An 11,817-nucleotide genomic window follows, 5' to 3' on the forward strand; every position below is an offset into this window, starting at 1 on the left:
GTGCTTCGCCCCGAGAAGCGTTTTCGAAGGAAGGGGCCAACACGGAACAGCGTTCTCCTCCTACCGGTCGGACAGTCGGCCGATACCCGTGCAGACGTGCCAACGCACTCGTACTAAGTTGATCACCACGTCTGCAACGGGGGAGGCAGCACAGTGAGCGGGCTCGCACCTGACCTGAAGTTCATTGCCGAAGGAATGATCCGCGGCTCCATGGGACTCATCGAGTCCATGCGCGGTGCCCGCGACACCGCCATCGCGCTCGGGCACGAGCTCGCACGGCAGCATGGCATGGCCGGTGACGACGACGCGGGGCGGGCGTTCGCCAAGGTGTACGTGTCCGCTGCCTCAGCCACTTTGAATCAGATGGGATTCAGCTCCTATGTCCTTGGGGAAACGAGCCGCGGCCTCATGCGCACCGCGCGCGAGTTCATGTCCCAGGAGAGCAAGCTGGTGTCCCAATTCCTGGGGAAGCAGGTCGACCTGACCGTAGGGATGGGCGACCCGGGGGCCGACTGCACCGAGAACTATCTGGGGCTCGGCCGCGAGCTCCCCGAGGTGGTCGGCGAGACGGCCTGGCACGACCAGTACGCCCCCATGGGAAGGAGCGACCGGTTCCGGGGCTCGCAGGAGAAGATCCGGGACGTCGCCGGGTCCTGGCGCCAGGCCGGCACTCTGATGCAGCGTTTCCTGGAAGACGCGCAGACCTATTCCGGCACCGCCGGGAAGGCCCACTCCGGTGAGGCCGCCGACGCCTTCCGCGCCTACGTGAAGCACTTCGTCGGTCTCACCTGTCCTCCGGCGAAGGCGGAGGTCGACGAGCCGCTGGTGACCAATCTGGTCGCCGCCTGTTCTCAGCTGGCAAAGGCATGCGACCGGTACGCGGACCACGTCGAGGCGGCCAAGGAGAAGATCCAGCACCACCAGAACGACCTGTTCACCGTCGACATGCCTTGGGACCAGCCGATGTTCGGCGCGAACGGGTACGACGGAGGGCTGCGCGACGCGGTGCTCAGCGACCCGTGGATACAGGACCTGGGGAACGTGGCGCATGCGCTGGATTCCTCGGCCGAGCGTGTCAAGCTGCCGCAGCCCGACGGCCCGACCCCTCCCGGCCTTCCAAGCGTGCCGTTCTTGCCCCCTCCCATCCGCCTTCCCATACCGGTGCCGATCCGACTGGCGGCCTTCACAGGGAGCGCCCCCGCGCTGCTCCCCACCGTCAATCCCGTTGACCCGGCAATACCCTTCGCCGACCCGATACCGCCCGCTCCGGGCACCAGCCGTCTGCTCAACGCCTCGGAGCAGCAGCAGTTCCGCGCCTGGGCGAACTCGCTCACACCGGGCGGACTGGCCGGCGGCGGCGGACCGCACAGCCCGGACAACGCCTACCAGCTGCGCATCGCGGGCTACCCCGAACGTGAGGTCCCGCTGGCGGGCCGAAAGCGTGGGCTGATGGTGGACGGCGTACGTCCGGCCGACGGCCACCTCGTCGAGGCGAAGCACGTACGGGACCCGGACTGCAAAAAGAAGAGTTTCAGGTCCCTGGACAGAGTTGAAGACACGCTGACCAAGCCAGTGAGGGTCAACGACAAGGGAAAGATCGCTTGGGACCCTGTCGTGGACTCCATGTACGCCGGTGACGAGAAGGAACTCGTCCGGTACAAGCAAGCCATGGCCAACCCGGCGAACAGCGAGATACGTGGTTTGGAGATCGTCACCAACGGCCGCGACAACGCAGCCTACTGGCAGTCCATGATGGCCATGACGGGTACGCCCGGTTCAACGCGATACGTGCCGTGACACGAAGGAACACAGTGCCGACCGAACGAAACATCCGCACCAACTTCGCCTTCTACCCGCCTGCGGAGGCCAAGGACGCCTGGCAGTCCACACTCCTGTCCCTCGAGCGGGCCCTGCGACAGGCGTTCCCCGAGCCCACCGTGGAATACCGGACCTCCGGCATCCACCACATCAAGGTGCTCGACTTCGAGATCGAACTCGCACCTGACGTGTGGATCGACGGCACCGCGGCGATGGAAGCGCCGGACTACGCGTACATCACGCTCACCGACGTGACCGCCGACGAGGCCGCCGTCTTCGCCCAGTGGCTCCGCGACTCCTTCGCACCCGCGCCGCACCTCGTCCGTTTCTCCAGCAGTCTCGCGATGGCGAACGGAGAACAAGAGCCGTGGCCTGTGCCGGCAGAGGGCGATGGCGACGGCATTCTGGCGGAGATGCGCAGGCACATCGAAGCCTTGGACGGACTGTAGACACACAATGGGCACCGAACCGGACATACGGGTATGTCTGCCGTGGGTCCTCGGTGTGCCGCTGGTGGGTCTTCACGTCGTCGCGGGGTGGTTCTGCCGGACCGCGCTTACCGCCCGGCTTTCGGGACCGTGGGACGACGACGCCCGCGCCGGGTCTCCTTGTCCTGCCTGCTGACCATCGCCGCCGCGGGCCTCGCTCTGCTGATCACCCGCACCCCGTCGGCGCGAGGTCGGCCGCAGTGACCTCCACACCTGTCCGGGCGATCCCCTGTCGTGGTCAGGTCGTCATCACGGCACCGTGAACCAGCAGATGTCACCGGAGTCGGGCAGGCGGGAATGCTCCTCGACATCTGCTGTGATTCGCGCCAGAACCTGAGTTTTGTCCCCTGGCCAGGGCGCAAAGGGGTCCTTCGTCGACTCCGTCAGATCGCCGGCTCGTGCTCCTGCGTCGTACAAGTCGCCGACGATCCGTAGGAGCAACGCCAGCTGCTCCTGGAACGACGCGCCGCGCCCGAGGAGGGTGCCTACGGAGCCGCTGATGACAGAGAATCCCAGCCAGTCGTCCTCGGCGTACTGGGCCAAATAATCCAGCTCGCGGCGGTATGCATCCTGGTTCACCATGAATCAGTCCCCGTGTTGCGGTATGTGGAAGCGTTTCATGTCCAGGCCGTCCACGCCGTTGTAGTCGATGGTTGCTCCACCGGATTTGCTGAACGGTCGATAGGTGACGGTCGCCTTCGGGTCGTCCGACAACTGCCACACCTCGATGTTTCCCTTCGGCGTGGTCTTGACATCGGGCTCGCCCAGTTTGGCATGCAGATCCAGGCGGATCCTCTCCAGCTGCACGTCATCGATCATTCTGACCCCGGGGCTGTCTTCCTCTCCCATCATATTGCCGTCGCCGTCGACGGCCGTCTCGCGAGCGGAATCATGACGAACCTGGTCGTCGGGGTCGAGGCATTTCAGTCCGAGTGGGTCCAACCAGCCGAACGGGTTGGGCACGAACGCATGATGGTTGGGTGCGGCACTCAAGCCCAGCGGATCGGCTGAGAGATAGGCGGCGACTTCGTCGTCGTAATAGCGGAAGTAGTTGTAGTTGAGGTCGGTTTCCGAGTCGCGGTACTGGCCCGGAAAACGGATAGGGCAGTCGGCCGACGACGAGCCGGGCGGTGCCGGCAGGCGGGTGCCCCATACGGTGGTGCGTTGTTGCCAGGCTATGCGTCCGTCCGGTGTCACCAGCTCCGTGGGGGTCCCGACGACGTCCGTGATCACCGCGTGGAAGCGCGCTTCGCATTCCGTCGGGGCGTCACGGTCTACTTGGGCCAGAGGACGATGAGTGCCTGGGGCGTAGTCCCAGGTAGTTGTACGCCCCTCCATCGTGGTCTGCTCGACGAGCCGGGTGCCGTCCCAGGTGAATGTGATGCGCTCCGTGATCGTGCCGTCGTCTGCCCGGCGGTGTTTGGCAGTACGGCGGCCCAGCGGGTCGTAGATGTACTGCCAGTGGTCGCCGTCGGGTGTGGTCGCGTCGGTGAGGCGGTCTTCCGAGTTCCACGCGAAGGTCCACGTGCGCTGCTGCCCGTTCAGCAGCTTGCGCGTGCGGCGGACGAGGCGGCCTTGGGCATCGTGTTCGTACACCGTACGCCCGGCCCGGCGGATCAGGGTTCCGCCGAAATCACGGTCGCCGGTGGAGGGGTGGTGCGGGGCGGTGGCGTGTGCGAGGTTGCCGAGGTCGTCGTAGGCGTACTTCTCGGTCCAGCCGTGCGCGTGGACGGCGGTGATCCGACCGGTCGGATCGAGGTCGTAGCGTCGGGTGCCGGTGGTCAGTTCCCGGATCTCGGTGACGTGGTTGTCTGCACGGTAGGCGTAGGTACGGTGTTGGAGGAGATCTTCGCCGGCCTCCGGACCGCGGGTGAGCGACTGTACCGTGAGGCGGTCGACGGAGTCCCAGATCTGCACAAGGCTGATGCCGTCGCCGAAGGAGCGAGAGGTCTCGCGGCCGGCTGCGTCGTACTCGAAGTCCAGCCTGTGTCCGGTAGCTGTCAGTCGGGTGGGGCGGCCTTCGGCGTCATAGGCCCATTCGGACAGGGTGCCGGCAGGCGTGCGGCGCGAGATGCGGTGGCCTCGTGGGTCCAGTGTGTAAAGGCTGGTGCGGCCGCCGACCGACTCGGCGACGAGGCGGCCGACGGCGTCGTACTCGCGGTGAAGGTCCACGTCGGGATTGGCGGCATGGATCAGGCGGCCCGCAGGGTCGTAGGCGTGGACGGTTTCCGTGCCGTCGTCGGCGCGCGTGGTCACCGTCCGGCCGAGTGCGTCACGAGTGAAACGGAGTGTTTCGCCCGCCCCGTTGGTTCGGGAGGACAGTCGCCCTGCTGCGTCGTAGGTGTAGGCGAGGGATCGGCCGTTGAAGTCGGTTTCGGATGTCAGACGGCCGGCAGGGTCGTACTCGTAGCTCCACGTCAGGCCCTGAGGGTTGGTCACCTGCTTCAGCCGTAGCTCGGTGTCGTACGAGAAGGCGTAGCGCGCGCCGTCCGCGTCGGTACGGGTGGCGGGCAGGTCGAAGTGGGTGTGGGTGTGCCGTGAGGTGTTGCCGGCGAAGTCTGTGTGTGCGACGAGGTTGCCCTCCCCGTCCCACGCCCACGTCTCGCGCGTGCCGTCCGGACGCTCGCGCCAGGCGGGCCTGCCGTCGATGGTCCATCCCTGCCTGGTGGTGTTCCCGAGGGGGTCAGTCATCGCCGTGATACGCCCGTGCGGGCCGCGGCGAACAGACGTAGTGTTGCCGAAGGGGTCGGTGACCGCCATGGGAAGACCCGTCTCGTCGGTGGCGATGACGGTGGTGTGCCCCAGTGCGTCGGTGACGGCGCTCAAATGGCCGTGGTCGTCGTACGCGTATTGGGTCAGGGCGCCCGCAGGGTCGGTGGCTGAAGTGCGATTCCCGCGTGTGTCGTACGTGTATCGCCAGAGGGCGCCGTCCGGCTCCCGTACCTCTACCGGCAGGGCCAGTTCGTTGTACTTGGCAGACCCCGTCGTGCCATCCGGGCGTTCCGCGCGCTGGAGTCGACCGGAGTCGTCGTACGCGTAGCGTGTTGTGTTGCCGAGCGGGTCGGTCACGGCGAGACGCAGCCGGTTGGTCTTGTCCCACTCCGTGTGGGTGGTGTTGCCGAGAGGGTCTGTCACTGCAACCACTTTGTACGCCTCGTTGTAGACGTAGGTGGTCCTGTGACCGAGGGAGTCGGTGTAGACCGTGGTGCGGGCCGCATCATCGTAGTGAAGGCGGCCGGTCATCATGCCGTCCGAGCCGACGGTCCGCAGGACGCGCCCGCGCCGGTCGTAGACGTAGCCGAACTTGGTACCGTTGCGGTCGGTCCACGCGGTGATTCGGTGTTCGGCGTCGTACGTGTAGCGCAGGGCCTCACCGGTGGAGTTGACGACCTCTGTGAGGTCACCTACTGCGTTGTAGACGAAGGTGGCCAGCGATACACCCTGCTCCCTCGTGCCCGTTCCAGAGCCGAGGAGTCGCAGGCCGGTGACACGCATCTGGGCGGGATCGGTGTCGATGGCGATGCGGTATCCGCCGGAGTGGGCGATCTCTACGGGAAGCCCTTCAGGGCTGTATCCGACGGTGATGCGGTGTTCGTTGCGGTCGGTGATGGCGTGGAGAGCGAGTTCGGTCGCCTCAGCCACGGGCAGAGGCGCGAAGTGGAGGGTCCGGTCACGCTCCGGCATGTGGATCGTCATCGCGCCGCCGGGCTCGCCGTCCCAGTTCAACGGCCAGTGCGGGCCGCTGATGGGGAGGGTCTCCATATCGGGGCGAGGAATGGGATACCGCAGCAGCATGCCGTCGTCGGCGATGTAGACGACGCCCTTGTCGTCCATTTCGAGTCGTTGGTCGAGGGTGGCGGCCCACGTGCGGCCGAACCAGCCTCCGCATGTGTGCCCGGAAACGTAGCTGCGTTCGAGAACGAGGGGAAGGGCCCCAGGGAGGGAGACGTCGGTGGCGAGGATGACCATTTCGCCGGTTGCTACGTCGATCGGCTCGCCGGTAGTGCATTTCTCACTACCGCACTTGTCATGCTTCCCCGGTTCGCCGTCTGCCCGGTCACCGGCGCTTCCGTCGCGGCCAAGGGCGTTCTGGCGATCAGTCAGACGTTTCAGAGCACTTCTGGCCGCGCTGCCGCCGCGCACCACTGCGCCGCCACCGCCTGTGGCGAGGGCCAACAGCAGGTCAGGGGTTAGTTGTCCGGCGGCCCGCCATGGGTTTCGCGACCACTCGTCCCAGTTCGCGACGGCCTTGGCGAACTCCTTCGGGTTCTGCACAGCGTAGGCCGCCCCATCGGCCATGCCGGCAAGTTGCATGGCGAAGCCGTTGACGTCACCGTCGGCCAGCGGTTCCACGATGCCGAAGAGGTTGTCCACGCCGTCCGTGAAGCCACCCCAGAAGTCGCCTCCCTTCTCCTTCGCAGCCGCCAACCCCTTGGGCTTGTCCGGTGCGTCCTTGGCGCTCTTGTTCAGTTTGCGCTGTGAGTCGGCGACGACTGTTTGGAGCTCTTCAATAAGCTTGTCGAGCCGTTCTATGCACTTGGTCATGGCAACGGCGCCGGGGTCGCTCTCCGGCGGGCGCTCGGGCAGTGGATCGTCGCTGCGCTCCACGGCAGGGTTGTACGCCTCGACGTCCTCCCAGTGACGCTTGGATGTCGCCCGAGCCTCGTCAGCGCCCTCAATTATCGGGGTGCAGCGCTTCTGCACAGAGCGAAGTTTGTCAGCGTATGCATCGAGGGCGGAGGCCGCGAGGAGGAAGTGCTTGTTGGCCGAGCTGAGCTCCTTGGGCAGACTCTCGATCGCCTCCTCGAAGGCGCTCGCCCCTTCGCCTGCCCACTCCTTGAGCGACAGCACTTGCAGCTGATCACGCCCGTCGTAGAAGGCTCCGGCGTAGGCGCGCAGTTCGATGACCAGGTCGTCGACCTTGTCCGGATCGCCGTAGATCAGGTCCTTCGGCGTACAGCCGGCCGGTATCCGCTCCGGTGCCGGCCTGTCGTCCAGCATTATGCGCTCACCTCTGTGGGGTCTGGCGGCCATTCCTCCTGGAGGAACTGCTTCGGAGGGTCGAACGTGGGCTTCCCGACGTTGTCCCATGTCCACTTGCCGAAATCGCCGATGGGCAGTTTGGAGATGTTGTCCGCTGTGGGGGAGAAGTTCTGGACGCCCAGCAACTCCGCCAGCATGTAGGCGGCGATCACCTCATGGAGGCGCGCAGCGACCTCGGTGGCGTGGTCGGCGACTTGGCCCATGCCAAAGCCCCAGGCCGTCAGGAAGCCTTTTCCGGAGTCCAGGATCTCGAACGTTGCGTTGCCCTGGAGATGCGCGGCCAGCCTGTCCCTGTGGTCCTTGACATTGCGAGCGGCGACGACCGACTCTTCCAAAGGGTCGATCATCTTCCGCACCGAGGTCCACTCGATCCTGTAACCCTCGCCGGGCTTCATACCGTCACCACTTTGGCGTCCGTGCATGGCGTCATGACTCGTCAAGGCGCAGGTCCCCCTGGATGTCTTGTCGGTTCCGGTCGCGGGCGGCCGCCGGTTCCAGCAGCGCGTCCACATCCAGCAGGAACGGTTGCTCACTGAGGGGGTCCACCAGGGCCCGGACGCCTTCGGGGAGGAGCTCTGCGATGTCGCCGGCGGTGGTGAACGCCCATGCACACGCACCGGCGAAGAGGGCCAGGTGCTTCACCGACGTGAACAGAGGCACCACTGGCCCCAGCTCAGTTTCGCAGACCAAGAAACCCGGCTGGTCGGGCCGTTGGAAGTACAGGCGCGTCGCTCGCGCCGCAGCAATCTTCTCGCCATCCGACATGCTCGTAGCCGCTTCTCGCCGCGCCTGATCCGCCAGCATCTGCAGGCCGCTGGATTGATGCACGCCACCCCCACCCGTGTTCATGCCAAGAATGATCACATGGGGCATATTGCTGGCGCAATCGAGCTATGGGCACGTCAATGCCGTGGTGGTCCACAGCCCGGCCAGTGCATGCGCCACGTCTACCGCACCTGCCACCAGCACCGGCGAGTTGAACGAGAACGCGCGCCCGTCCGCGTCGAGCACCGCCCGGCCCCGGTCCCGGCAGAGCGCCACTCCCGCCGCGACGTCCCATGGCTTGGGCGCGATGCACACGCATGCGTCGAGCCAGCCCTCCGCCACGCCCACCAGGTCGAGGGCCATGGAGCCCTGCATCCGGACCCGGTAGGCCTCGTCCTGGACGCGGTCGAGGAACCGGCGGGGCCCGCCGTGGGCCGAGCCGGTGCCGGAGACGCCCACGACAGCGCGGGCCAGGTCGTCGGCCGAGGGTACGGGTGCCTTCGGGAGCGGTGTCGTCCAGCGCCGGCCGAGAGCGGGGGCGTGCACCACGCCCACCAGCGGTTCGCCGTCCTGCACGTAGGCGAGCGATACGGCGTACATCGGCCCGCCCCGCGCGAAGTTCATCGTGCCGTCGATCGGGTCCAGCAGCCAGCACCGCGCGGGCAGTGGCAGTGGCTGCCCCGCCGCCGACGATTCCTCACCGACGACCGGGATGTCCGGTGTACGTGCCGCCAGCACCTGCGTCACCCGGGCTTCCACCTCGACGTCGGCCGCCGTCACCTCCTCGCCCGACGCTTTGAAGCGTGCGGTGGACCATTCCCGGCCCGCCGTCGACAGCCAGTCGACCGCAGCGTCGACTGCCTCCTCGGCGACGGGCAGCAGCTTGCCGCTCAAGTCAATCACGCCGGGACCAGAGGGAGTTCCAGCAGCGTCTCGGCGTGGGCGCCGTGCTGCCCCATGACGTAGAAACTGAGCCGGTCGAAGACCCACTCCTTGGGCAGAGCGACCCGGTCCTGCGCGGTGCGGACCAGCTCCAGGGCGGTTTCCTCCTCGGCACGGCCCAGCGTGATGTGCGGGGCGTAGGCGTCCCCCGTGTAGCGGTAGCCGTAACGCTCGTAGCTGGTCCGCTCGTTCTCCGTGAAGCGGGAGACGTCCTTGTCGCCGTCGAAGGCCGCCCGGTCGAGGTGCGGGTCCAGTGCCGCCAGTGCGGCCTTCTGCAGTGCTTCGAGCCGTGGCGGACGCTCCAGGGAGAGGAACAGCCAGCCGATCGGCTGGTAGACCACGCCCGTGCTGGACAGCGACACCTCGCCCCGCAGTCCGCCTCCGGCCGCCGACCCACCGATCGACTCCAGCGCCTGCGCCGGATCGAGCGAGCCCGCGAACGGGCCCTGGAAGACGGTGACATGGGGCAGGTTGCCGTCCGGATGCAGGGGAGGTTGCAGAGCGGTCTCACCGCCTATGTCCCGCTGCAGTTGTACGGCGGCACGCAGATGGTCCGCTCGTGGAAGCAGTGCGACACCGAGCCATCTCGTCACGGGTGAGCTCCTATTTTCTTGATCACGTGCAGCGCCGCGTCCAGTCCGCGCCGCATGCAGGCCGCCGGGGACTCGCCGTGCAGCCACCCCGCGACGACGCCTGCGTCGAACGCGTCGCCTCCGCCCGTCCTGTCCACGGGTTGCACGGGGACGGTCGGCTCGTGGATCAGTTCCCCGTCGGCAGTGGCCCACACGGCGCCCTCGGCGCCCATGGTCACTATCACATCACCCGCGACCGCTTCAGCGATGCGTAGCGCCGTCCCGGCTGTGTCGGGTGCGCCGCGGGCGTACGGCAGGCGGGCAGCCTCATCGGCGTTCATGAAGTTGAGCGACGCTCCACGCGCGAGTGAGCGCATGTCCCTGCCGTTCCACTCGACGGAGACACTGCGTCCGGCCCGGTGCGCGAGGTCGACGACCCGTGCGAGCGAAGGGGTGGGCTCGCCCACGACGTGTACGTGATCCGATCCGCGTATGTCGTCGTCCGTGACGGCGTCGAAGGCGAGACCACGGTCTGCGCCCGCGAACGTCAGCATCCGCTTGCCGCCGCCTGACGACAGGACGACGGCCATGCTCGTCAGTGATCCCGTCTGCACCTGCACGAGTGACGTGTCGACACCTTTCGCACGCAGCACCTCCAGGCACATCGCGCCGGCGGCGTCGTCACCCACGGCGGACACCAGCCGGGCGGAGCACCCCTGACGCACGAGCCCGACCGCCGTGTTCGATGCCGCGCCTCCCGGCAGCACACGGCACTCTTTGCCCCGCAGCTTCTCGTGTTCCGCCGGCAGACGGTCGGCCTGGGCGATGACGTCGAAGTTCACACCGCCCACGACGAGCACACGCTTCGGCTGCCCGGTCACGGCCGCCCCCAGCGGTAGCTTTCGAACAGCACGTGACGCACCAGCCGTTCGCGACTCTCCGGGACGCTCTCCGGCGGGAACGAGGCATGGGTCACCAACTCGCGCACCAGACGCTCGTACGTCTCGTCGTCCGAACCGCACTCGTGGAACGACCGCATCAGCTCCCGATACAACTCTCCGGGACGCATGTCCAGCTCCTCCAGCCATGCCCGGTTCGCGATGAACACGTTCGCGGCGGCGGAACGCAGTCGCGTCTGGGTCCGGGCGGGGAGCATGTCGGAGTTGAGCAGCTCGAAGTACGCGTCGTCCTCCTGCGCGTGCATACGCAGGTTCTGGCCGCCGACCGCCAGGACGTCCCTGTTCAGATGGAACAACTCCAGGCCGAGATGGTGCGGTACGTCGAGGACCGTTACGCCCATGTCCGCCAGACCCGCCTCGTCGGTCGACAGGGCCGAGAGCAGGTTGGCGAACATGTCGCTGTGCTTGGGCACCGCGATCTGCGCACCTGCCGGATCGGCCAGGAACTCCTTCGCCGTCACGCCGCCCCACCGGCCGGCACGGGCGCCCAGCAGATAGAAGTTACGGCCGCCCATCGAATAGCCCACCCGTCCCACGGGCACCACCTGGTCGCGGATGGTCTGATCCGTCTCCAGAAGGTGCAGCACACGCTGCTCGTTGTACACCGCTGCGTCGAGAAGCCGGGCAGAGACGTCCCGCACGAGATTGTCCGACCAGGGGAGCTGGACCGGCACCACATGGTGGCCGCGCTGCGCCAGCGTCCGCTCCAGGCCGCAGGCGAGCAGTACGGCCTTCACCACGATCAGGGTCGAGTCGGCGAGGCGGGTCGTGCCGGTACCGCGCCGGCGGTCGGAGAGTTCGTGCCGGACGGCGTCCTCTTCGAGGGATCGGCTGGTCTGCCCGTACCAGACCGCCAGTTGGGTCAGGGCGTTGAGACACGGCCGGACGTCCTCGGCGGAGATCTCCTCGGTCGGTGAATCCTGCGCATGACTGCCGTAGTTGCCGTAGTTCTGGATCGTACGCACGGCCAGAACGACCTTGGGAGGCACCAGATTCTTCGCCGACAGCACGGTCAGCAGGGACTCGAGCGTCGGCTTCGAGCCGATGGCCTCGCGAATGGCGATGTCCAACAGGATCGACTCCGCTGCTCTCCTCGCCGTGCCGAGGAAGACCTCGGGGTCCGATTGGGCGTACCTCAGAGCCTTTCTGTACAGCCGGAGCGGCTCCCCCTCGTTGCCCGTCACCCCGTGCCCGCATCCTCTTCTCTCAGGTCCGCGGACAGAAACCTAA

10 protein-coding genes are annotated in these 11,817 nt (G+C 66.9%); 2 read left to right on the forward strand and 8 right to left on the reverse strand.

Annotated features, from left to right (window positions below):
* Positions 1-153 precede the first annotated feature (153 nt).
* On the forward strand, positions 154-1,797 hold the full coding sequence (locus OGH68_RS31930; RefSeq protein WP_264248852.1) for a restriction endonuclease fold toxin-2 domain-containing protein: 1,644 nt from the start codon (positions 154-156) through the stop codon (positions 1,795-1,797).
* Positions 1,798-1,811: 14 nt separating this feature from the next.
* The gene (locus OGH68_RS31935; RefSeq protein ID WP_264248854.1) at positions 1,812-2,267 is read left to right on the forward strand and encodes a hypothetical protein; all 456 of its coding nucleotides are present in this window, start codon (positions 1,812-1,814) and stop codon (positions 2,265-2,267) included.
* Positions 2,268-2,555: 288 nt separating this feature from the next.
* On the opposite strand, the gene OGH68_RS31940 is transcribed toward OGH68_RS31935, so the two are convergent.
* From OGH68_RS31940 to OGH68_RS31975, 8 genes are read right to left on the reverse strand one after another with little or no spacing between them, the layout of a single operon-like run.
* Entirely contained in the window at positions 2,556-2,888 is a 333-nt protein-coding gene (locus tag OGH68_RS31940; RefSeq protein WP_264248855.1) for a hypothetical protein, read from the reverse strand.
* A 3-nt stretch (positions 2,889-2,891) separates the two neighbouring features.
* A complete protein-coding gene (locus OGH68_RS31945) occupies positions 2,892-7,307 on the reverse strand; it encodes a putative T7SS-secreted protein (protein WP_264248857.1) in 4,416 nt (1,471 codons plus the stop codon).
* The gene (locus OGH68_RS31950; RefSeq protein WP_264248858.1) at positions 7,307-7,744 is read right to left on the reverse strand and encodes a hypothetical protein; all 438 of its coding nucleotides are present in this window, start codon (positions 7,742-7,744) and stop codon (positions 7,307-7,309) included. Before OGH68_RS31950 ends, OGH68_RS31945 begins: the two co-directional genes overlap by 1 nt.
* A gap of 31 nt (positions 7,745-7,775) precedes the next feature.
* Positions 7,776-8,213 carry an SseB family protein gene (locus tag OGH68_RS31955; RefSeq protein ID WP_264248859.1) on the reverse strand — a complete coding sequence of 146 codons (438 nt, stop codon included), beginning with the start codon at positions 8,211-8,213 and terminating at the stop codon, positions 7,776-7,778.
* A gap of 27 nt (positions 8,214-8,240) precedes the next feature.
* On the reverse strand, positions 8,241-9,017 hold the full coding sequence (locus OGH68_RS31960; RefSeq protein ID WP_264248860.1) for an inositol monophosphatase family protein: 777 nt from the start codon (positions 9,015-9,017) through the stop codon (positions 8,241-8,243).
* The gene (locus tag OGH68_RS31965; protein WP_264248861.1) at positions 9,014-9,649 is read right to left on the reverse strand and encodes a 2'-5' RNA ligase family protein; all 636 of its coding nucleotides are present in this window, start codon (positions 9,647-9,649) and stop codon (positions 9,014-9,016) included. The genes OGH68_RS31960 and OGH68_RS31965 overlap by 4 nt, the downstream gene beginning before the upstream one ends.
* Positions 9,646-10,509, reverse strand: coding sequence for a carbohydrate kinase family protein (locus OGH68_RS31970; protein WP_264248862.1), 864 nt, complete (start codon positions 10,507-10,509; stop codon positions 9,646-9,648). The genes OGH68_RS31965 and OGH68_RS31970 overlap by 4 nt, the downstream gene beginning before the upstream one ends.
* Positions 10,506-11,771 carry a DUF4145 domain-containing protein gene (locus OGH68_RS31975; RefSeq protein WP_264248863.1) on the reverse strand — a complete coding sequence of 422 codons (1,266 nt, stop codon included), beginning with the start codon at positions 11,769-11,771 and terminating at the stop codon, positions 10,506-10,508. Before OGH68_RS31975 ends, OGH68_RS31970 begins: the two co-directional genes overlap by 4 nt.
* Positions 11,772-11,817: the final 46 nt, after the last annotated feature.

The sequence above is a fragment of the Streptomyces peucetius genome (assembly GCF_025854275.1).
In the GTDB taxonomy this organism is placed as follows: Bacteria; Actinomycetota; Actinomycetes; order Streptomycetales; family Streptomycetaceae; genus Streptomyces; species Streptomyces peucetius_A.